Source organism: Streptomyces sp. NPDC049585, assembly GCF_040675615.1.
GTDB classification, from domain to species: Bacteria; Actinomycetota; Actinomycetes; order Streptomycetales; family Streptomycetaceae; genus Streptomyces; species Streptomyces luteosporeus.
In genome coordinates this window covers 325,692-346,178 of the sequence record NZ_JBFAPE010000004.1, presented here as the reverse complement: position 1 = coordinate 346,178, position 20,487 = coordinate 325,692, and the positions used below count along the sequence as shown (strand labels likewise).

18 protein-coding genes are annotated in these 20,487 nt (G+C 74.5%); 5 read left to right on the top strand and 13 right to left on the bottom strand.

Features of this window, described 5'->3' with window-relative positions:
- Positions 1-8: 8 nt before the first annotated feature.
- The 4 genes from AB0K17_RS07410 to AB0K17_RS07395 form a co-directional block, all read right to left on the bottom strand.
- The gene (locus AB0K17_RS07410) at positions 9-1,562 is read right to left on the bottom strand and encodes an acyl-CoA synthetase (protein WP_365982434.1); all 1,554 of its coding nucleotides are present in this window, start codon (positions 1,560-1,562) and stop codon (positions 9-11) included.
- Positions 1,563-1,654: 92 nt separating this feature from the next.
- Positions 1,655-2,767: a nitronate monooxygenase family protein gene (locus tag AB0K17_RS07405; RefSeq protein ID WP_365982433.1), complete on the bottom strand. Its 1,113-nt coding sequence runs from the start codon at positions 2,765-2,767 to the stop codon at positions 1,655-1,657.
- 61 nt (positions 2,768-2,828) lie between these two features.
- A complete protein-coding gene (locus AB0K17_RS07400) occupies positions 2,829-5,099 on the bottom strand; it encodes a serine/threonine-protein kinase (RefSeq protein WP_365982432.1) in 2,271 nt (756 codons plus the stop codon).
- A 161-nt stretch (positions 5,100-5,260) separates the two neighbouring features.
- Positions 5,261-5,704 (bottom strand): DUF5997 family protein, encoded by a 444-nt coding sequence (locus AB0K17_RS07395; protein ID WP_365964527.1) that lies wholly within the window; start codon positions 5,702-5,704, stop codon positions 5,261-5,263.
- Positions 5,705-5,762: 58 nt separating this feature from the next.
- Between AB0K17_RS07395 and AB0K17_RS07390 the strand changes: the two genes are divergently transcribed.
- Both AB0K17_RS07390 and AB0K17_RS07385 read left to right on the top strand, forming a co-directional pair.
- Complete coding sequence (locus AB0K17_RS07390) at positions 5,763-6,524, top strand: LysR family transcriptional regulator substrate-binding protein (protein WP_365982431.1); 762 nt, start codon at positions 5,763-5,765, stop codon at positions 6,522-6,524.
- A 134-nt stretch (positions 6,525-6,658) separates the two neighbouring features.
- Positions 6,659-7,879, top strand: coding sequence for a hypothetical protein (locus AB0K17_RS07385; protein ID WP_365982430.1), 1,221 nt, complete (start codon positions 6,659-6,661; stop codon positions 7,877-7,879).
- 5 nt (positions 7,880-7,884) lie between these two features.
- Here AB0K17_RS07385 and AB0K17_RS07380 read toward each other — a convergent pair whose 3' ends face one another.
- From AB0K17_RS07380 to AB0K17_RS07370, 3 genes are all read right to left on the bottom strand, one after another.
- Positions 7,885-9,072: an acyl-CoA dehydrogenase family protein gene (locus AB0K17_RS07380; RefSeq protein ID WP_365982429.1), complete on the bottom strand. Its 1,188-nt coding sequence runs from the start codon at positions 9,070-9,072 to the stop codon at positions 7,885-7,887.
- Between the two features lie 153 nt (positions 9,073-9,225).
- Complete coding sequence (locus tag AB0K17_RS07375; protein WP_365964531.1) at positions 9,226-10,017, bottom strand: phosphatase PAP2 family protein; 792 nt, start codon at positions 10,015-10,017, stop codon at positions 9,226-9,228.
- 144 nt (positions 10,018-10,161) lie between these two features.
- Positions 10,162-11,217, bottom strand: coding sequence for a CapA family protein (locus AB0K17_RS07370; protein WP_365982428.1), 1,056 nt, complete (start codon positions 11,215-11,217; stop codon positions 10,162-10,164).
- Between the two features lie 143 nt (positions 11,218-11,360).
- Here AB0K17_RS07370 and AB0K17_RS07365 point away from each other — a divergent pair, with 143 nt between their 5' ends.
- A complete protein-coding gene (locus AB0K17_RS07365) occupies positions 11,361-11,744 on the top strand; it encodes a DUF488 family protein (protein ID WP_365982427.1) in 384 nt (127 codons plus the stop codon).
- Here AB0K17_RS07365 and AB0K17_RS07360 read toward each other — a convergent pair.
- Positions 11,695-12,684, bottom strand: coding sequence for an AsnC family transcriptional regulator (locus AB0K17_RS07360; protein WP_365982426.1), 990 nt, complete (start codon positions 12,682-12,684; stop codon positions 11,695-11,697). The two genes, AB0K17_RS07365 and AB0K17_RS07360, sit on opposite strands and share 50 nt — an antisense overlap.
- A 124-nt stretch (positions 12,685-12,808) precedes the next feature.
- Between AB0K17_RS07360 and AB0K17_RS07355 the strand changes: the two genes are divergently transcribed.
- Entirely contained in the window at positions 12,809-14,290 is a 1,482-nt protein-coding gene (locus tag AB0K17_RS07355) for an MFS transporter (RefSeq protein WP_365982425.1), read from the top strand.
- 191 nt (positions 14,291-14,481) lie between these two features.
- The gene (locus AB0K17_RS07350) at positions 14,482-14,763 is read left to right on the top strand and encodes a hypothetical protein (RefSeq protein WP_365982424.1); all 282 of its coding nucleotides are present in this window, start codon (positions 14,482-14,484) and stop codon (positions 14,761-14,763) included.
- 267 nt (positions 14,764-15,030) lie between these two features.
- On the opposite strand, the gene AB0K17_RS07345 is transcribed toward AB0K17_RS07350, so the two are convergent.
- The 5 genes from AB0K17_RS07345 to AB0K17_RS07325 form a co-directional block, all read right to left on the bottom strand.
- Positions 15,031-15,756 carry a dienelactone hydrolase family protein gene (locus AB0K17_RS07345; protein WP_365982423.1) on the bottom strand — a complete coding sequence of 242 codons (726 nt, stop codon included), beginning with the start codon at positions 15,754-15,756 and terminating at the stop codon, positions 15,031-15,033.
- Positions 15,757-16,246: 490 nt separating this feature from the next.
- Positions 16,247-16,864: an HD domain-containing protein gene (locus AB0K17_RS07340; protein ID WP_365982422.1), complete on the bottom strand. Its 618-nt coding sequence runs from the start codon at positions 16,862-16,864 to the stop codon at positions 16,247-16,249.
- Positions 16,861-18,057, bottom strand: a complete 1,197-nt coding sequence (locus tag AB0K17_RS07335) for a peptidase M6 (RefSeq protein WP_365982421.1) — start codon at positions 18,055-18,057, stop codon at positions 16,861-16,863. The genes AB0K17_RS07340 and AB0K17_RS07335 overlap by 4 nt, the downstream gene beginning before the upstream one ends.
- A gap of 49 nt (positions 18,058-18,106) precedes the next feature.
- On the bottom strand, positions 18,107-19,474 hold the full coding sequence (locus AB0K17_RS07330) for an aldehyde dehydrogenase family protein (protein WP_365982420.1): 1,368 nt from the start codon (positions 19,472-19,474) through the stop codon (positions 18,107-18,109).
- On the bottom strand, positions 19,471-20,475 hold the full coding sequence (locus tag AB0K17_RS07325; RefSeq protein ID WP_365982419.1) for a proline racemase family protein: 1,005 nt from the start codon (positions 20,473-20,475) through the stop codon (positions 19,471-19,473). Before AB0K17_RS07325 ends, AB0K17_RS07330 begins: the two co-directional genes overlap by 4 nt.
- Positions 20,476-20,487: the final 12 nt, after the last annotated feature.

Below are 20,487 nucleotides of genomic sequence, written 5' to 3'. Positions count from 1 at the left end.
ACGGTCCCTCAGACGAGCCGCCCCTGTCTGTCGTGCCAGTACGGCTCCCGCAGCCGGCGTTTGTACAGCTTGCCGTTGGGGTCGCGCGGCAGGCGGGCGGCGAAGTCGACCGAGCGGGGCCGCTTGTAGCCCGCCAGGCGGGCGGCGCAGTGGGCGAGGAGCTCGGCGGCCAGTTCCTCGCCCGGTGCGTGGCCCTCGGCGGGCTCGACCACCGCCTTGACCTCCTCGCCCCAGTCGTCGTGCGGCACGCCGAAGACGGCGGCGTCGGCGACGGCGGGGTGGGCCAGGAGGACCGACTCCACCTCGGCCGGGTAGATGTTGACGCCGCCCGAGATGATCAGGTCGATCTTGCGGTCGTGCAGGAAGAGGTAGCCGTCCTCGTCGAGGTGGCCCAGGTCGCCGACGGTGAAGAAGTCGCCCACACGGTTGCGTGCGGTCTTCTCCGCGTCCTTGTGGTAGGCGAAGCCGCCGGTCTTCATCCGCAGGTAGACCGTGCCCACCTCGCCCGGCGGCACTGGCTTGCCCTCGTCGTCCAGGACGGCGAGCTCGCTGATGGGCCACGCCCGGCCGACCGTACCCGGCCGGCGCAGCCACTCCGCCGCAGTGGCGTACGCGCCGCCGCCCTCGCTCGCCGCGTAGTACTCCTCGACGCACTCCCCCCACCAGGCGATCATCGCCCGCTTCACATGCTCCGGGCACGGGGCGGCGCCGTGCACCGCGTGCCGCATGGACGAGACGTCGTACGCGCCCCGCACGTCGCCCGGCAGCGCCAGCAGCCGCCGGAACTGGGTGGGCACCATGTGCGTGTGCGTGCACCGGTACGTCTCGATCAGGCGCAGCATCTCCTGCGGCGTCCACTTGTCCATCACCACCAGCCGGTGCCCGAGGTGCAAGGACGCGGCGGCGAACTGCAGGACGGCCGTGTGGTACAGCGGGGAACACACGAGGTGGACGTTGCCGTCGTGCGGCCTGATTCCGAAGATGCCGAGGAACCCGCCGAGATGGGCCTCCTCCGGCGGGATCCCCGGCAACGGCCGGCGCACTCCGCGCGGGCGGCCGGTGGTGCCGGAGGTGTAGTTCATGGCCCAGCCCAGGGTGCGGCCCTCGGGCGGGGTGCCGGGGCGGCCCCGCAGCAGGTCCGCGTACGGCCGGAACCCGGGGATCTCCCCCACCGCGTACCGGGCGCCTTGCGGCAGACCCGCCCCGTCGGCGGCCGCCGCGGCGGCCCCGGCCCACCGCTCGTGGGCGATCAGCACCTTCGCCCCGCAGTCGGCGACGATCCAGGCGATCTCGTCGGCGAGGAGGTGGTGGTTGACGGGGACGAGATAGAAGCCGGCCTGGGTGGCGGCCAGGTGGGCGGTGAAGAACTCCGGCCCGTTGGGCAGCACGACGGCCAGCGCGTCCCCGGCACGCAGCCCCGCCTCGCGCAGGGCGTGGGTGAGCCGGTTGGCCTCCGTGTGCAGGCGCCCCGCGGTCCAGCCGTGCCCGTCGGGGGTCACGAGCGCGACACGCCCGGGATGCGCGGTGGCCTCGGCCCAGAATCCGTTCACTGCGTGCGGCATTGCCCCTCCTGGTTGCTGTCCGGTGGCGAAGCCCGGTCGGGGGTCCGAGGGGCAAAGCCCCCGGGTAACGGTGAAAGGGCGGGGTGGGGGCCCTACGGGTCCCCCGCCACGCGGTTCAGCCGGGCCACCGCTCGCTCGAAGCCGCGCGTCAGGTCGTCGACCACCGCCCGCACCGGCCGCACCGCCGTCATCGTCCCCACCACCTGCCCCACGGGCGTGCCCAGCAGTGCCTCGACCTCGTGTTCCTGAATGCGCGTCAGTGCCTCCGCCACCAGCAGCCCCTGCAGCGGCATCGGCAGGGGGCCCGGTCCGGCCGGGTCGTCCCAGGCGTCGGTCCAGGCCGTCCGCAGCTGGCGGGCCGGTTTGCCGGTCAGGGCGCGGGAGCGCACCGTGTCGCCGGAGCCCGCTGCGAGGAGTTTGGCGGTGAGGGCACGTGAGCGCAGGGCCGCCTCCTCGGTGGTGAGCCAGACGGACCCGAGCCACACTCCCTGCGCGCCGAGCGCGAGGGCCGCGACGACCTGTTCGCCGCTGCCGATGCCGCCGGCGGCAAGGACGGGCAACGGGTCGACGGCCCGGACGACTTCCGGGGTGAGGACCATGGTCGCGATCTCGCCGGTGTGCCCGCCGGCCTCGTACCCCTGGGCGACGACGATGTCGACGCCCGCCTCGGCGTGCCGCCGGGCGTGCCGGGCGCTGCCGGCGAGGGCGGCGACGAGGGTGCCGTGGCGGTGGGCGCGGTCGATGACGTCGCGCGGCGGCGGTCCGAGGGCGTTGGCGACGAGGGCGAGGGGGTGGTCGAAGGCGACGTCGAGCTGGGTGCGGGCGACGTCCTCCAGCCAGCCGGTGATGCGCCAGCGGGTGCGTTCGCCCTCGGGCAGGGGCGGTACGCCGTGCCGGGCGAGGGTGTCGGTCACGAAGCGCCGGTGGCCGGCGGGGATCAGGGCCTCGACGTCGGCCTCGGTCACCCCGGCGGCGCCCGCCGCGCTCGCGGCGGGCATGACCACGTCCAGCCCGTAGGGCCGGCCGTCGGTGTGGGCGTCGAGCCAGTCGAGGTCGCGGGCGAGTTCGCCGGGGTCGCGGTAGCGCACGGCGCCGAGGACGCCGAGGCCGCCGGCGCGGCTGATGGCCGCGGCGACGGCGGGGAAGGGGGTGAAGCCGAAGAGGGCGCATTCCATGCCCAGCCGTCGGCTCAGCTCGGTCCGCATGGGCGGCAGGATGCCGCAGCGGGCCCGGGGAGGGAAGGCGGATGCCCGGCCTTTTCTGACGCTACGTCAGTTGACCGCGTGCGGCCCGCGTGCGCCGCACCGCGGCGACCTGCCGGTAGAGCTCGACGGCCTCGGCCGAGCGGCCCAGCTGCTCCAGGCAGTGCGCCTCGTCGTGGCGGCTGGCCAGCGCGTCGGGGTGGTCGGCGCCCAGCACCCGCTGCCGGGCCTGGGCGACGTCGCGGTAGACGGCGAGGGCGTCGCCCCAGCGGCCCAGCCAGCCGAGCGCGACGGCGACCTCGCGCCGGCTGACCAGGGTGTCGGGGTCGTCGGGGCCCAGCACCCGGGCCCGGATCGCGCACACGTCGCGCGCCTCGGCCAGCGCCTCCTCCCAGCGCCCCAGCCGGCCCAGGTTGACCCCGAGCCCGTGCCGGGCCCGCAGGGTGTCGGGGTGGGCGGGGCCCTGCGCCCGGGTGCGGTCGTCGACCAGGGCGCGGTAGAGCTCCAGGGCCTCGGCGCTGCGGCCGAGCCGGCCCAGGCAGATGCCGGCCTCGTAGCGGGCGGCGAGCGTGTCGGGGTCGTCGGGCCCGAGCACCCGGGCGCGCGCGGCGGCCACGGCCTGGTACGTCTGCAGGGCCTCCGTCCAGCGGCCCAGCTGGCCGAGCGCGTAGCCGACCTCGTAGCGGGTCACCAGCGTGTCGGGGTGGTCGGGGCCGAGCACGCGGGCGCGGGCGGCTGCGACGTCGCGGGCCAGGGCGTGGGACTCGGCCGGCCGCCCCAGTCTGCCGAGGTTGAACGCCAGGTTGTGGCGGCAGCGCAGGGTGTCGGGGTGGTCGGGGCCCATGACGCGGTCCCGGGCGGCCAGGACGGCGGTGTAGACCTGGTGCGCCTCGAAGTGCCGGCCGAGCTGCCCGAGGACGTACGCCGTCTCCTGCCGGGCGGCCAGGGTGTCGGGGTGGTCGGGGCCGAGCACCCGCTCCCGGCCGGCGGCGGTGCGGGCGAACTCGTGCAGCGCCTCGCGCGCCCGGCCCAGCCGGCTCAGGGCGAACGCCAGCTCGTAGCGGCTGGCCAGGGTGTCCGGGTGGTCCGGGCCGAGCAGGTGCTCGCGCTCGCCGACGACGGCCTGCTGCACCTCGCCGGCCTCGGCCCAGCGGTCGAGGCGGGCCAGGCGCAGGCCCTCGCCGTGCCGACCGGCGAGCTCGGCGAGCGCCTCGGGCGGCGGCCGTTCGGCGGCCGGGGGCGGCAGCGGCCGGCCTGCGGGCCCGGTGGGGTCGGTGAGGTCGGTGGGGTCGGCGGTGGGCGTCCAGGGGTGCGTCCAGGGGTGCGTCCAGCGCCCGGTCAGGGCGGCGGCCGGACCGGGCTGCGGGGCGGGGCGGCCGCTGCCGGCCGCCTTGCCGCCGGTGGTCATGGAGCGGGCCCAGCCGGGCAGCCGGGGCGGCTCGGCCGTACGGCCGGCCCAGGTGGGGCCGTCCTGCGGCAGCCGGTGCAGCGGCAGCCCGGTGATGCGGCGGACCAGCTCCCCGGCGTCGGCCGGCCGGTCGCCGGGGTCCTTGGCGAGCAGGTCGAGCACGACGTCCTCGAAGGCCTCGGGCAGGGCGGGGCGCAGCTCGCGCGGGGGCCTGGGCGGGGTGTCGCGGTGGCCCACGAGCACGGACCAGGCGTCGTCCATGTCGAACGGCGGGGTGCCGGTGGCGATCTCGTACAGCACGCAGCCCAGCGAGTACAGGTCGCTGCGGTGGTCGACGTTGCCGGCGCCGATCTGCTCGGGCGACATGTAGTGGGGGGTGCCCATGGCGATGCCGGTGCCGGTCAGCCGGGTGGAGAAGCCGATGTCATGGGCCAGGCGCGCGATGCCGAAGTCGCATATCTTCACCGTGCCGTCGGTCAGGCGGACGATGTTGGCGGGCTTGAGGTCGCGGTGCACCACGCCCTGCCGGTGGGTGTAGGCCAGGGCGGCGCCCACCTGGGCGGCGATCTCGATGACCTCGGGGACGGGCAGCGGGTGCTGCTTGTTGTCCTCCAGCAGCTGGCTGAGGTTGCGGCCGTCGAGGAGCTCCATCACGAGATAGAGCACGCCCTCGGACTCGCCGAAGTCGTGGACGACGGTGATGCCCCGGTGCTGCAGCGAGGCCGCGACGCGCGCCTCGCGCCGGAACCGCTCGCGCAGCACCCTCAGGTACGACGGCTCGTGCTGGCGTCCCATGGGCTTGAGGCACTTGACGGCCACGTGCCGGCCCAGGGACTCGTCGCGGGCGCGCCAGACCTCGCCCATCCCGCCCCGCCCGATCAGGTCGAGCAGCAGGTACCGGCCCTGGATCAGCCTGGTGTCCGCCATCCTCCGCCGCCGCCCCCGTCGACTCGCCATGCCCTCCCCGGCACCTCAAGTATGGCGGCCAGGCAGGGCGGCTTGTAGGGCGGCGACGTCGGCCGGTGGTGCGGCGGGTACGGCCGGGGAAGGGGCCGGGGGGCGTCGGGGCGGGGGCGCGCCGGCAGGTGTCAGGAACGCGGGCGGCGCGGGCGCTCGTCCCGGGCGTCCTGCCCGGCCCGAGCGGACTTCTCCTCGGCCTCCTTGGCCTGCTTCTCCTTGATGCGCACGGTCTCCTTGCGCACCTCGGCCTGGGTGGCGCGCTCCTTGAGCAGCCACTCGGGGGACTCCTGCTTCAGGGCCTCGATCTGCTCGGTGGTGAGCGCCTCGGTGATCCCGCCGCGGGCCAGGCCGGAGATGGACACGCCGAGCTTGGCGGCGACCACCTGGCGCGGGTGCGGGCCGTTGCGGCGCAGCTCGCGCAGCCACTGGGGCGGGTCGGCCTGCAGCGCGTCGAGTTCGTCGCGCGAGACGACACCCTCACGGAACGCTGCGGGGGTGGCCTCGAGGTACACACCCAGCTTCTTGGCCGCGGTCGCGGGCTTCATGGTCTGGGTGTTCTTGTGCGACGTCATGCGCACAAGGATATCGAGCGTGTGCACGAGCGAAGACCACGCCCGGTAACCTGGCCGGGTGACAGGCTCGGCAGTACCTTCCTCGTTCCGGCTCGCGTACGTCCCGGGCGCGACCCCCGCCAAGTGGGCGCGGATCTGGCAGGAGCGCCTGCCGGACGTCCCCCTGGAGCTCCTGCAGGTCTCCGCCACCGAGGCGCCCGAGGTGCTGCGGCGCGGGGAGGCCGACGCGGGTCTGGTGCGGCTGCCGGTCGACCGTCCGTATTTCAGCGCCATCCCCCTGTACACCGAGACGTCGGTGGTCGTGGTGCCCAAGGACCACCTGTTCGTGGCCGCCGACGAGGTGGCCGTGGCCGACCTGGCCGACGAGATCGTCTTCCACCCGCTCGACGACACCCTGGGCTGGGAGCAGCCGCCTGGCCGGCCCGCGATCGAGCGGCCGGCGACGACGGAGGACGCCCTGGAGCTGGTCGCGGCCGGGGTGGGCGTGCTGGCCGTGCCGCAGTCCCTGGCCCGGCTGTACCACCGCCGGGACCTGACCTACCGGCCGGTCACCGACGTGCCGCAGTCGAGCGTCGCGCTGGCGTGGCCCGAGGAGCGCACGACCGACATGGTCGAGGACTTCATCGGCATCGTCCGCGGCCGCACCGTCAACAGCAGCCGCGGCCGCCGCCAGGCCCCGGCCGCGCCGGCCGAGCAGCCGGCCAAGCGCGCCGCGGCCGCCCCCCGCCGCAAGCCGGCCCCCGGCCGCCGCGGCGCCTCCGGCGGCACGCAGCCCCCGAAGGGCACCGCCCGCCGCGGCAAGCCGCGCCGCCGGTCGTAGCCCGCGCGAGGCCGGCAGCGGGCCCGGGCTGTGGCCCGGATCTCACCCCACGCACAGACGTTCCCCGAACACGCAGTCGGCCGGCGTGTGACGATGTGGGCGCCTTGTCGAGCGCACACACGCGAGGACGGGACATGCGCCATCGGCTCGCCCGAAAGATCCTGCTGACCCTGCTCGTCGTGGTGGTGTTCCGGCTGGGGCAGAACCTGCCGCTGCCCGGCGTGGACGTGCGGGCGGTGCGGGAGTACGACCTGTTCCCCGGGCCCGTCAGACTCCTGACCGGGCACGCGCTGCCCAGGCTCGCCGTCCTGGGCCTGGGCCCGTACCCCTGGTTCGCCGCCGCCGGGGTGATGTACGCCCTGACCGCGGTGGTCCCCCGGTTCGCCGCGCTGTCGGAGGCCGGGCCGGAGGGAGTCGCGGTCCTCAGGCGGGCCACGCGAGGGCTCGCCGTCGTGACGTCCGCGGGGCTGGCCGTCGTCGTGACGTTCGGCCTGACGCGACTGCCGCAGGTGCTGCGTTCGTCCGGTGCGCTGTCCCTCGCCGTGCTGGTCGTGACGTTGACGGCCGGCGGCCTGGTGACCATGTGGCTGGCGGAGCTGGTGACGGAGCGGGGCATCGGCGACGGGTACGGCGTACTGCTCGCCACGCAGCTCCTCGCCGTGCTGCCCGGTGAGTTCCGGGCCGTCCTCGCCTCCCGGGGCACCGCCGTCCTCGTGGCCCTGCTCCTGGTCGTGGTGGCCATGGTGGCCGGCATCGCCTTCATGGAAGGCGGGCGGCGCGCCATCCCCGTCCAGTACGCCAAGCGGATGATCGGCCGCAGGTCCCACGGCGGTACGAGCACGGTCGTCGAACTGCCCGTCGGCCCCGACCGGTCGGTGACCGCACCGGCCGCGACCCTGCTGTTCCTGGTGGCGCTGGTCGCCGGCGCCTGGCCGGACACCGGCTGGCTGCGGGCGCTGCGCACGCATGTGAGCGCACCGGCCGACCCGTGGCGCCTGTCGGTGCTGGCCGCGCTCGTCGTCCTCTTCGCTCTCTTCCACGCCGCCACCCGCCTCGACGCCGAGGCCGTGGCCGACCGGCTACGGCGGGAGGGGGCGTTCGTGCCGGGCATCCGCCCCGGCCGCCCCACGGCCGAGTACCTCTCCTACGTCAACCTGCGCCTGACCACCGTGGGAGCCCTGTACCTCGTCGCCGTGACCCTCGCGGTGACCGGCGTCTCGGTCCTGCTGGGCGCCGAGCACAAACTCCCCTACGGCGGCGAGGCCCTCTTCCTCGTCGTCGGCCTGGCCGCGGACACCCTCACCACCGTGAACACGGAGCGCCTGCTCCCCCGGTACGAGGCGTACCTGCGCTGACGCGGTCACCGCCGTACCCGGGGCATGCCCAGGCCGATCCAGGAGATGATCTCGCGCTGGATCTCGTTGTTGCCGCCGCCGAAGGTGAAGATGACGGCGCTGCGGTAGCCGCGTTCGAGTTCGCCGTGGAGGGCGGCGCCGGTGGAGCCGTCCTTGAGGGGGCCGGCGGCGGCGAGGATCTCCATCAGCCAGGCGTAGGCGTCGCGGCGGGCCTCGGAGCCGTAGACCTTGACGGCGGAGGCGTCCTGGGGGGTGAGGGTGCCGCGCTGGAGGGCGTCGACCATGCGCCAGTTGAGCAGCTTCATCGCCTCCAGGCGCACATGGGTGCGGGCGAGCCGGCCGCGTACCCAGCCCAGGTCGATCACCCGGCGGCCGTCGGCGAGCTTGGTGGCCGCGGCCCAGTCGCGGACGTCGCGCAGGGCGCGTACGGCGGTGGCGCCGTGGGCGGCGAGGGTGACGCGTTCGTGGTTGAGCTGGTTGGTGATCAGGCGCCAGCCCTCGTTCTCGGCGCCGACCCGGTGGGTGAGGGGGACGCGGACGTTCTCGTAGTAGCTGGCGGTGGTGTCGTGCGAGGCGAGGGTGTTGATGAGGGTGCACGAGTAGCCGGGGTCGCTGGTGGGCACCAGGAGGATGCTGATGCCCTTGTGCGGGGGGACGCCCTGCTCGACGGGGGTGGTGCGCACGGCGAGCCAGACCCAGTCGGCGGTGTCGCCGTTGGTGGTCCAGATCTTCTGTCCGTTGACGACGTAGTGGTCCCCGGCGCGCACGGCGCGGGTGGTGAGGGAGGCCAGGTCGGTGCCGGCGCCCGGTTCGCTGTAGCCGATGGCGAAGTCGATCTCGCCGGAGAGGATGCGGGGCAGGAAGGCGGCCTTCTGTTCCTCGGTGCCGTAGCGCATGAGGGTGGGGCCGACGGTGTTGAGGGCCATGAGCGGCAGGGGGACGCCGGCCTGGGCGGCCTCGTCGAAGAAGATGAACTGTTCCATGGGGCTCATCCCGCCCCCGCCGTACTCCTTCGGCCAGCCCACGCCCAGGCGGCCGTCCGCGCCGAGGCGGCGGATGATGCGCCGGTAGAACCGTTTGCGCTCGGCGGCGTCGGTGTGGCGGGCGGCCGCCTCCTCCGGCACCAGCTGCGCGAAGTACTCGCGCAGCTCGGCCCGTAACCGCTGCTGCTCGGGGGTGTAGGTCAGGTCCACGGCCCCTCCCTGGTGGCGTCACCGGCGGTGCGGTGGCGCACACGGTAGAACCTGTTCCAGGAAGAGGGAAGGCGTGTGCCGGTATGCGTCGAGGGCGGGCTTCCCCTCGGGAAGTCCGCCCTCGATTGAGTGGATCGCGCCTCGGCGGCCGTCTCAGCGGCCGGCGTGCCGCCGGTGGCGTCCGCCGCCACGGGAGCCGGGTACGGGGCTGCCGTAGGCGCCGTACGGGTCGGCGTGGTCGGCGTATCCGCCCTCGGCGGCGGCGAGCTCCGCCCGCTCCTGCGCCAGGCCGAAGCGGTCCAGCAGCGGGATGCGGTCCAGGCGCGGCAGCAGCCAGGCGTGCCAGATGCCGGTCATGAACAGGATCGCGGAGCCGGCGATCAGCACCGAGCCGAAGGTGTCGGTCGGGTAGTGGGCGCCGATGTACATCCGGGAGAAGGCCACGAGCAGGACCGCGAGGACGCCGAGGACCGCGACGGTGCGGCGGTGCTTGGAGTTGCGGAAGAGGAAGTACGCGGCGACCGCCGCGGCCACCGTGAAGGCCGTGTGACCGCTGGGGAAGCTGTTGGAGCCGATCTCCGGGTCGAGGGAGAACTGCCGCGGCGGCCGGTTGCGGGCCACGATGGCCTTGGCGATCTGGGTGCTGTTCCAGCCGACCGCGACCACGAGGAAGGTGGAGACGGCGGCGATCGGCCGGCGGCGGACGAAGAGCAGCCACCCGGCCCACACGGCGAGGATGATCACGCCTGCGACCGGCGAGGCGCAGTAGCTGACCAGCTTCATCGTGGTGTTCAGCCAGCCGGTGCGCGTGTTGGTCTGGATCGTGCGGTCCAGGTCCAGGTCGTGGGGCTGGATCAGCGAGGTGTGCGCGGCGACCAGCCCGAGCGCGATCGCGACGGCGAACAGCAGGATGGAGTTGCGCAACCAGTGGCGCACGTAGGGCATGCGGAGGCGTCCTTCGGGTGACGGGTACATGCCGTACAGATGTCATCGGCACGGCTCACGAACAAAAGCTACACGCGCTGCGCGGCTGCTCCGGGCGCGCGGGCGGGTGGTGAGGGGGTTACCCGGAGACCGTTGTGACAGGCATCACTCCGCTTGGCCCGACCCTGTGTCCCTGCTGTCCGCGGTGTCCGTCTCCTCCCTGTCCCAGTGCACCACGAGCCGGTCCCCGTGCGCCGTCACCCGGGTGCCGAAGGCCGCGCTCGCCCGGGTGAAGCGGTCACGGACCCACTCCCACTCGGCGCCGCGCGCGAGCTCGGTACGGCAGTAGTCGAGCAGCAGCGGCACCGCCTCCAGCCGCACCGGCCGCCACGCCCCCATGCTGCCGGTGGCGGTGGCGGCCGCCTCGAAGGTCACCAGGAAGAGCAGCCCCAGATCGTTGCGGAGCACCGCGTCCACGGCGTAGTCGTCGACGAAGTCCCCCATGTCGTGCACGAGGCGCTCGCCGGCCCCGTGGAAGACGTGCGCCGAGTGCCCGGCGACCAGGGTGGCACCGCACTCCCGCAGCTCCACCGCGGCCCCGCGTACGTAGTGCGGGGGCGCCGACGTCATGTTCGGCCCCCAGTGCGGGGTGACCAGCACCGCGTCGGCCCGCCCCGCCGCCCGGGCCACCTCCTCGCGCAGCCACGCCGGGACGCCCCGGTGCAGCTCGGCCAGGGCCACTCCGGGCCGGTCGGTGCCGGCGGCGAAGTCCTCCGGGTGGTCGGTGGCGCCGACGACGGCCAGGCGCAGCCCGCCCGCCTCCAGGACGGCGCCGGTGCGGGCCGCCGCGACGTCCGGGCCGGCGCCCACCGTCCGTACCCCGGCCCCGTGCAGCAGGCGGAGCGTGTCGGCAAGGGCGTCGAAGCCGTAGTCGAGGGCGTGATTGTTGGCCAGCGTCACGCAGTCGACGCCCAGCTCCGCCAGGACGTCGGCGGCGGCCGGCGGGGCCCGGAAGAAGAACGGCTTGCCCGGCTGCGGCCACGGCTCGCCCCGCGCCGAGACGCAGCACTCCAGGTTGAGCACGCACAGGTCGGCCCCGGCGATCACGTCCCGCACCTCGGGGGCCAGGACCGTGTCCGGCTGCGGGGAGCGCGCCAGCCGCTCGCCGACGCCGCGTCCCAGCATGGTGTCGCCCGCCAGCGCCACGGTGACCGGCGTCATGGCTCGCCTCCCGCCTCGTACGTCCCTCCCCTTCCATGGTCGTACCGCGCCGGCGGTACGGGTGCGGGCGCGGGCGCGGGCCGGGGGATGCGGGCGCGGGCCGGGGGGTGGACGATGGAGCCGGTTGCCCAGGAGGTGACGACATGGCGCCGACCGTGCGCGTGCGCAGGGTCTACGACCCTCCTTCGGAGGCCGACGGCAGCCGGGTGCTGGTCGACCGGCTCTGGCCGCGGGGCCTGGCCAAGGACGCGGCCGCCCTCGACGAGTGGTGCAAGGACGCCGCCCCCTCGCCCGAGCTGCGCACCTGGTACGGCCACGACGCGGCGAAGTTCGAGGAATTCGCCCGCCGCTACCGCACCGAACTGCGCGACGCCGACCACACCGAGGCCCTGCACCACCTGCGCGACCTGGCCCACGAGGGCCCGCTGACGCTGCTGACGGCCACCAAGGACCCCGCCATCAGCGCCGCGGAGGTCCTCAAGGCCGAGGTGCGCGCACGGGGCGGCCGAGGTGGCCGGCGGCCTTGAGCGTGCGCAGCACCGGCGCGGACTCCAGGGCGCGGATCTCCCCCAGGGCTCCCAGCCGGCGGGTGAGGTAGTGGTGCAGGGCGGTGGGGTCGGGGCACAGGGCCTGCGCGAGCAGATTGGTCGTCCCGGTGGTCGCCACGACCACGGCCAGTTCCTCGTGGCCGGCCAGCGCGCTGCCCACACGGTCCAGGTGGGCCGGAGGCACGGCCATCCACAGCAGCGCCCGGGTGGTCACGCCGTACGCGGCGGTGTCGACCTCGACGTCGAAGAAGACCGCTTTGCGGGCCCGTAGCTCGGCCAGCCGTCGTGCCACCGTGGCCTGGGACCAGCCGGTGGCGGTGGCGAGCTGCGCGTACGAGGCCCGCCCGTCGTGCCCCAGGGCGTCGACGAGGGCCCGGTCGGCCGGGGTGAAGGCCGCCGACCGACCGGCCGCCGACCGACCGGACGGCTCGGGCAGGACCGGTCGCAACTTCTGCTGCTGCCGGTCGTCGAGCGCCGCCAGCCGGCCGTGCCATGCCGTCGGACCGCCCAGGTAGGTGTGCAGCACGCATTGCGCGGAGACCGCGGTGACGCCGCTCCTGCGCAGCACCTCACCGAGGAGGACGGGCTGCTCGGCGTGAGGCGCGTGCACGACGGCGAAGACCTCCGTGCCGGCGGAGGTCAGCTTGACCCAGGAGGTGTCCGGGCGCCGGGCGAGGGCGTGCGCGAGCGCCTGGGAGGAGCCGGGGGTGGTACCGATGCGCACCACCCACTGGGTGTCGCCGGAGCGGTCGCGGTCGGCGAGGCCGACCACGCGCAGGCCCGCCTCGGCGCGCAGGCGCCGGTAGCGGCGCGCCACGGTCTGGGTGGACACACCCAGGACCTCGGCGATCCGGCTGAAGGGGGCCCGCCCGTCGAGGTGCAGGGCGTGCACGATCCCGCGTTCGAGGTCGTCCAGCATGGTCGGATTCTTTCAGGATGATCCGCTGTACGGAAGAAATCCTCGGTTTTGCGGCCAGGGATGGAGGCACCGGCGCCCTCGCACCACTGTGATCCGGACATCACACGGACCCATGGGGGATGCGATGAAGACCGCGACGAACGCCGCGACGAATGCCGCGACGAATGCCGAGGCCCACCGATGGCGCCGGCCCGCGCTGGCCGCCCTGCTGATCGCCGAGGCGATGAACCTGCTCGACACCACGATCGTCACCGTCGCGGCCCCGGTGATCCACGCCGGTCTCGACGGTGCGGCCGCGGACATCCAGTGGTTCAACGCCGCCTACACCCTGGCGTTCGCCGTCCTGCTCGTCCCGGGCGGACGCCTGGGCGACCTCGCCGGACGGCGGCGGGTCTTCGGCATCGGCGTCGCGGCCTTCGCGCTCGCCTCGGCGGTGTGCGCACTGGCGCCGACGGCAACCGTGCTGATCGGCGCCCGGGCCGTGCAGGGAGCGGCGGCGGCCCTGGTCGTACCGCAGACCTTCGGCCTGATCCGCGCCATGTTCGACGGCCCCGCACTGGGCCGGGCCCTGGGCAGCATCGGCCCGGTGATGGGACTGGCCGCCGTCGCGGGGCCGGTGCTGGGATCGGTGCTCACCCACGCCGACTTCTTCGGTTGCTCCTGGCGCGCGGTCTTCCTCGTCAACCTGCCCCTGGCCGTCGTCGTGCTCGCCCTGACCCCGTTGCTGCCCGGGCGCCGTGCACCGGAACCGGGCCGGTCCCGGCGTCTGGACCTGCCCGGCACGGCACTGGTCGTGCTGGGCACCGCCCTGGTCGTACGGCCCCTGGTCGACGGCGGCGGGCACCGGCCGCCGTGGAGTCCGTACGCCCTGGCGGGCGGCTGCCTCGTACTCGTCCTCTTCGCCGTCCACCAGCGCCGGCGGGCCCGGGCCGGGCGCAGTCCGCTGGTCGAACCGAGCCTGTTCCACGGCCGCGGCTTCCCCGCCGCCCTGGTGACCTCCACGCTGTTCTTCGCCGCCCAGACCGGGCTGATGACGGTGGTCGCCCTCGAACTCCAACTGGGGCTCGGTCTCGGCGTCCTGGCCTGCGGACTGTGCCTGCTGCCGTGGTCCGCCACCATGGCCCTCGCCTCGTGGGCGGCCGGCGGCCGGCTCGCGCGGCGATCGGGGCCGCGGACGGTGTACGCAGGGGTGGTCCTGATGCTCGCCGGAGTGGCCGCCGCCCTCGCCTCGCTGCCCGCGCTGCGGCCCGGCGCACTGCCGTGGCCGCTGCTGGTGGCACTGGTGGCCGTCGGCACCGGCAACGGGCTGTTCACCACGGCGTTCTTCACCGCCGCGCTCGCGCGTGTGCGGGCACACGAGACGGGATCGGCCGCCGGCCTGCTCAACGCCGTCCAGCAACTCGGCGCGACCCTGGGCACGGCCGTCCTCGGCACCGCGTTCCTGAGCGCCACGACCTCCGGCCCGTACGCCGCCCGTCCCGCCCTGTGGCCGGCCGCCGCCCTTCTCGGCGCCACGGCCCTCACGGCCTCCCGGATGTTCCCGCGCCGCCCGGCGCCGCGGGATCGAGCTCGCTGCGGCGAGCCCGCAGAGCTTGGAGGGCGCTGACCTTTTCCTCGCCGAAGCGGGCCACGTGCGCGGCGTCGGCGGTGACGAACGCTGGGGGCGTGGACTTGCGTGTGGCAGGAGCAGAACCGGCACAGGGCACCTCGGGCAGGCCCTCGGCCCGCAGCAGCTCATGACCGGGGTACGCCTGGGGGCGGTGTTTCGCCAGCAACGAGTCCCCAGAGGGGCTCCTCGTGTACGTAGAGGCAGCTGAAGACAACGCCACCCTGCAGGTGCTGGACGGTGGCCAGGAGCGCGGCCGCCTGGTCCGCCGGCGAGGTGGCCGTGGAGCGGATGAGCACCCCGACGCCTTTGCCGAGAGAGCGCGGACGGTGCAGCTCCCCGCCGGTCTGGCCCAGGCGGCAATCGTGATCCTGGAAGCCGCCTCGAACCCCGAGCCGCTGGACGAGGGCACCCGCACCCTCGCGGGCGAGGTCGCCGCCCAGATGGCCCGGTACCTGGAGAACGGCGCCTGACCAGGCCGCTCACCCTCAGGGCATGGACGACGAAGCACCACGTCAGGGCCAGCGCCCGGTCGTCCTGGTCACCGTGCCCCGTAACCAGCAGGTGATGGAAGCCGAGGTCGTGCGCCGCCGGGGGGACCCGTCCGGCAGGTGGTGGTACGACTGCACCCTCGCCCTGCCCGGCCGCCGGCGCCCTGCGCCCGCTGCGCGACCCCGATGCCCGAGAGCTGGACGAAGACGACGACGACGGGCAGGAGTGGGTATCAGGAGCCGATCGGATCAATCCGTGACGGGCAGGCACTCGGCGAGCAGGGCGACGATGTCACGCCAGGCTCGCTGTGCGTGCCGTGGGTGGTAGCCGACGCCGCGGGGCGTGGCGTGGTCGACCGTTGGGTGGTGGAAGGCGTGAAGGGCTCCTCCGTAGACCACGAGGCGCCAGTCGACGCCCGCGGCCTGCATCTCCGCGGTGAACGCCTCCCGTTGCGCGGGCGGCATGATCGGGTCTTCCGACCCGACCCCGGCCCATACCGGGCAGCGAATGCGTGCCGCCTCGCCCGGTCGGCCCGTGGTCAGTGCGTTGACTGTCCCGATCGCGCGCAGGTCGACGCCATCGCGACCGAGTTCCAGTGCGACTGCGCCCCCGGTGCCGTAGCCGATGGCGGCGGTCCGGTCGGGGTCGGCCCGTGGTTCGGCACGCAGCACGTTGAGCGCGGCGTGACCGATTCCTCGCATGCGGTCGGGATCGGCGAGCAGCGGCATGCAACGGGCCAACATTTCCTGCGGGTCTTCCAAATAGCGTCCGCCGTGGAGGTCGAAGGCCAGCGCCACGTACCCCAGCTCGGCCAGAGCCTCGGCCCGCCGGCGCTCGACATCGCTGAGCCCCATCCCCTCGGGTCCGATCAGGACTGCGGGCCGGCGCTCGACACCGGCCGGGAGCGCGAGGTGTCCGATCATCGTCAGGTTGTCGGCCGAGTATGCGACCGTACGGGTTGTGACCGTCGTCATGTGACTGGACGGTAATGACCGTTGCGCCCACTCGGGGTGGTGTTCACCGATGGCAGACAGCAGTCTGTCCCGACTGCATCACCCCGACGCGTCGGCTGCCTGTCGTCAAACGCAGGCCGGCGCCTCCAGCCGCCTCCGCTCTCTGGAACGAGCGTAGTTCGGCGAACTGCTGACCCACGCGCGGCCGGGCGACGCGGCACCGGGCACATCCTCGACGTGCTCGACGTCCTCCATCGCAACCAGCCCTACGACGGACTGCGCGCCGCGGCGCGATCCGCACGGCCATCGCCGACCTCCTGCCCGACCACACCGCCACCAAGGAAGAGGTCCCGGCTCCGGAGCTGCCGATCACCTCGACATGCCGGGCAAGGTCGCCGGCTTCCTCCGCCCCGCCGTACGCGCTCGACCAGGGCGTGCGCGTACGGCGGGGCCAGGGCTACGCCCTGCGCGTCAGCGCCGTCCGGGCGCCGCCGAGGTTCTCGGCGGCGAGCTACGCGCCCGGGGCGGCGGCCGGCGCCGTTGAGGGGGATCCTGCGCTCTGCAGCGCGGCGAGGTCCGGCTCGCCGTAGCGGGCCCGCAGGGCCTGGAAGGCGGTGACCTTCTCCTCGCCGAAGCGGGCCACGTGCGCGGCGTAGGCATCGGCGGTGACGAACGACGGAGGCGTGGACTTGGTGTGGAACTTGTCGGCGTACATCACCAGTTCCTCCTCCGGCGTCGTGGCCACGTAGTCGGCCTCGGGCAGGTCGAGGTTCTGGCGACGGATGTCGGCGCGCGTCACGCCCACGCCCGTGTGGCAGGAGCAGAACCGGCACAGCGCCTCGGGCAGGCCCTCGGCCCGCAGCAGGTCGTGGCCGAGGATCCCGTGCCGGATGTAGGAGGCGTGGTCGAGCCGGCCGTCGCCGTCGAACAGCCGGTAGACACCGATGTCGTGCAGCAGGGCGCCGGCCCGTACGAGAGCGGCGTCGACGGGGTGCCGGGAGCGGGAGACGAGCTGTTCGGCGAGGGCGGCGACGATGGTGCAGTGGGAGTACACGACCTCCAGCGTCTGTGGCGTGGGGGCGTGCTTCTCGTGCAGGGCGCGGATCTGGTCGTCGGTGGGGAGCCTCACCGCGGCAGCGTAGCAAGGCGCGTGACGCGTACGACGTCGCCGGTGCGGCCGCCGGCGAGCATCTCGATGCGGGTGCCGGTGGCCGGGTCGGTGAAGGTGTCGCCCGGGGCCCGGGCGGCCAGGTCCAGGGGGCCGCAGGGCGGGGCGCCGGGCGGCCGGCCGCCGATGACCCGCACCGGCCCCTCGCCGGTGGCCACGGCCGAGTCGACCTTGTAGATCAGGACTCCGGTCGAGCACGGGGCGGGGTCGTTGCCCGCGGCCCGGCGGGACTCGGCGACGTACGCGGTCGTGGGGCCGGTGCGCACCACGGCGATCTTGGTGCCGCCGGGGCGTTCCACGGGGGTGAGGCGGACGGTGCGGCTGCCGGCGCGGGGCCCGGCGAGGCAGGCGACCTGGTCGTCGCGGGTCCAGCCGAGCTTCCAGGAGTGCCAGCCCAGGTACTGCGGGGCGGCACCGGCGATGTGGCCCATGACGTCCCAGCCGCCGACGAAGCCGTGCGTCTCGCCGGTGAAGGCGTACAGGTCGGGCAGGCCGAAGGTGTGGCCGGTCTCGTGGGCCGCGACCTTGTGGCCCCAGCGCCACATGTCCTGCCCGAAGGTGACGGCCCACTTGATGCGGCGGCCGTCGGCGGTGACGCCGGCCGTGGCGGGGTCGAAGAGGTAGGTCGGTGAGAAGGGGATCGCGGTGGCCGTGCGGACGGGGACGACGTACACCATGTCGGCGGAGGAGAAGTCCTCGTACGGGTCGGCGGCGGCGATCGCGTCGCGCAGGTAGCGCTCGTGGGCCTCGAAGCTCAGCCCCCGCTGGAAGCCGTAGGCCGTGGACGCCTGCGGCATGCGCGCCCAGCGGCGGGAGGCGGTGACGTCCAGGCGCAGCCCTCCGTAGGAGGCGGTGCGCAGCCAGCCGGCCGCGGGGGCGAGGTGGGCGGCGTACGGTGCGGTGGGCTCGGTGGCGGGGGCGTCGGGGAAGTCGACGAAGATCGTCAGGACGCGGCGGGTGCCGGTGGCGGGCTGGAACTGTACGGGGTCGGTGTCGTGCCCCTCGTCGGTCCAGCCGGTGCGGCCCGCAAGGGCGCAGTCCGCCGCGGCCGGGTGGGCCGCAGCCCGCCCGGCCGCGGTGGCGGCGGGGGCGGGGGCGGTGAGGGTTGCGGTGAGCGCGAGGACGGTGGCGAGCAGGCGTAACCGGGTTGGCATGTCGCTCCTTGTCGCGTAGCGGCGTGTAGCGGGTGGGGGCAGGGGTGGGTCAGCCTCCGTGCGGGGTCAGGGTGTAGGTGCGGCCCGCCGTGTAGAAGTCCAGGGCTGCCCTGCCCTGTTCGCGGGGGCCGTGGGCGGAGGACTTGGCGCCGCCGAAGGGGAGGTGGAAGTCCACTCCGGTGGAGGGCGCGTTGAGGCGGATCATGCCGGTGTCCAGCCGGTCCAGGCCGTGCAGTGCCGCGTCCAGGTCCGCCGTGTGCACCGACGTCACCAGCCCGTACGGCACCGCGTTGGTGATGCGCACCGCCTGGTCGAGGTCCTCGGCGGGCAGCAGGGCGGCGATGGGGCCGAAGACCTCCTCGCACAGCAGTTGGTGGCCCGGCTGGACCTTTTCGAGCAGGACCGGCGGGGCGTACCAGCCCGGTCCGTCGATGCGGGCGCCCTCGGCGAGGACCGTGGCGCCTTCCTGGGCGGCGGTCACGCGCTCACGCGCCTCCGGCGAGATCAGCGGACCGCACACGGTGGCCGCGTCGGCGGGGTCGCCGACGGGGACGGCGCGCAGGGCCTCGGCGAGGGCCTCGCGCAGGGGGTCGAGGGCGGTGCCGACGGCGATCACCCTGCTGGTGGCGGTGCACTTCTGGCCGGCGTACCCGGCGATCGCCGCGGCGATGTGCGCGGCGGCCCGCTCCATGTCGGCGTCGGGCAGGACGACGGCGGCGTTCAGGCCGCCCATCTCGGCCTGGACGGGGACGCCGCGGTCGGTGGCGGCGCGCACCACCTGCCGGCCGGCGGTGGAGGAGCCGGTGAAGGAGACGACGTCGGCGGCGGAGACCAGCGCGCTGCCTTCGACGCTGCCGCCGGGGACGAGCGTGAACACGTCGTCCGGCAGTGCCCCGCGCACGATCTCGGCGAGGCGCAGGGCGCTCGCGGTGGCCTCGGGGGCCGGCTTGAGGACGACGGTGTTGCCGGTCGCGAGGGCCGGGGCGGCCTTCCAGGTGGGGATGGCGAGGGGGAAGTTCCAGGGGGTGATCAGGCCGGCGACGCCGTGCGGGCGGCGGCGGGTGAGCAGCAGCCCGGCGCCGGCGGCGGGTTCGTGGACGGCGCCGGTGGGCTCGTAGGGGGCCTGGGCGTAGTAGCGCCAGATGGCCACCGTACGGGCCACTTCGGCGCGGGCCTCGGCCAGCGGCTTGCCCACTTCCCGGACGGCGAGGTCGGCGAGCTCGCCGGCGGCGGCCTCGACGGCCGAGGCGATGGCGGACAGCGCCGCGGAGCGGGCGGCGGCGCCGGCCGCGGCCCAGCCGGGCTGGGCGGTGCGGGCGCGTTCGACGGCGTCGGCGACGGCGAACGCGCCGGGGGCCGCGAACTCGGCGACGACGTCGGAGGGGTCGGCCGGGTTGCGGGAGACGAGGGTCGTCACAGCAGGAAGCCTCCGGGGAAGGGGTCGGCCGGGTCGAGGAAGTACTGGGCGGTGCCGGTGATCCAGGCGCGTCCGGTGATGGTGGGCACGACCGCCGGCAGCCCGCCGACCTCGGTCTCGCCGACCAGGCGGCCGGTGAAGCGGGTGCCGATGAAGGACTCGTTGACGAAGTCGCGCTCCAGCGGCAGTGCGCCGCGGGCGTGGAGCTGGGCCATGCGGGCGGAGGTGCCGGTGCCGCAGGGCGAGCGGTCGAACCAGCCGGGGTGGATGGCCATGGCGTGCCGCGAGTGGTGGGCGTCGGAGCCGGGCGCGGCGAGGTAGACGTGCTTGAGGCCGCCGATCTCGGGGCGTTCGGGGTGGACGGGCCGGTCGTCGGAGGCATTGACGGCCTCCATGATCGCCAGGCCTGCGGCGAGCAGGTCGTCCTTGCGGGCCCGGTCGAAGGGCAGGCCGAGGGCGTCGAGTTCGACGAAGGCGTAGAAGTTGCCGCCGAAGGCGAGGTCGTAGGTCACCGTGCCGTACCCGGGCACCTCGACCTTGCGGTCGAGGCCGACGCAGAAGGCGGGCACGTTGGTGAGCGTGGCCGAGGTGGCCGCGCCGTCCTCGACCGTGACGTCGACGGCGATCAGGCCGGCCGGGGTGTCGAGCCGTACGGTGGTGACGGGCTCGCTGACCGGCACCATGCCCGTCTCGACGAGGACGGTGGCCACACCGATGGTGCCGTGCCCGCACATCGGCAGCAGGCCGGAGACCTCGATGTAGAGCACGCCGTAGTCGGCGTCGGGCCGGGTGGGCGGCTGCAGGATCGCGCCGCTCATCGCGGCGTGGCCGCGCGGCTCGTACATCAGCAGGGTGCGCAGGTGGTCCAGGTGCTCGATGAAGTGCAGGCGGCGTTCGGCCATGGTGGCGCCGGGGATCACGCCGACGCCGCCGGTGATGACGCGGGTGGGCATGCCCTCGGTGTGGGAGTCGACGGCGTGGAAGACGTGGCGGGTGCGCACGGACGTCCTTTC

What these genes read in the sequence shown, in the direction of transcription:
- AB0K17_RS07355 (WP_365982425.1), top strand. Translation starts at nt 12,809, where the DNA reads ATGAAGACCGCGACGAACGCCGCGACGAATGCCGCGACGAATGCCGAG.
- AB0K17_RS07360 (WP_365982426.1), bottom strand. Translation starts at nt 12,684, where the DNA reads ATGCTGGACGACCTCGAACGCGGGATCGTGCACGCCCTGCACCTCGAC.
- AB0K17_RS07375 (WP_365964531.1), bottom strand. Translation starts at nt 10,017, where the DNA reads ATGCCCTACGTGCGCCACTGGTTGCGCAACTCCATCCTGCTGTTCGCC.
- AB0K17_RS07335 (WP_365982421.1), bottom strand. Translation starts at nt 18,057, where the DNA reads ATGCCAACCCGGTTACGCCTGCTCGCCACCGTCCTCGCGCTCACCGCA.
- AB0K17_RS07345 (WP_365982423.1), bottom strand. Translation starts at nt 15,756, where the DNA reads ATGACGACGGTCACAACCCGTACGGTCGCATACTCGGCCGACAACCTG.
- AB0K17_RS07405 (WP_365982433.1), bottom strand. Translation starts at nt 2,767, where the DNA reads ATGCGGACCGAGCTGAGCCGACGGCTGGGCATGGAATGCGCCCTCTTC.
- AB0K17_RS07365 (WP_365982427.1), top strand. Translation starts at nt 11,361, where the DNA reads ATGGCGCCGACCGTGCGCGTGCGCAGGGTCTACGACCCTCCTTCGGAG.
- AB0K17_RS07395 (WP_365964527.1), bottom strand. Translation starts at nt 5,704, where the DNA reads ATGACGTCGCACAAGAACACCCAGACCATGAAGCCCGCGACCGCGGCC.
- AB0K17_RS07410 (WP_365982434.1), bottom strand. Translation starts at nt 1,562, where the DNA reads ATGCCGCACGCAGTGAACGGATTCTGGGCCGAGGCCACCGCGCATCCC.
- AB0K17_RS07385 (WP_365982430.1), top strand. Translation starts at nt 6,659, where the DNA reads ATGCGCCATCGGCTCGCCCGAAAGATCCTGCTGACCCTGCTCGTCGTG.
- AB0K17_RS07370 (WP_365982428.1), bottom strand. Translation starts at nt 11,217, where the DNA reads ATGACGCCGGTCACCGTGGCGCTGGCGGGCGACACCATGCTGGGACGC.
- AB0K17_RS07400 (WP_365982432.1), bottom strand. Translation starts at nt 5,099, where the DNA reads ATGGCGGACACCAGGCTGATCCAGGGCCGGTACCTGCTGCTCGACCTG.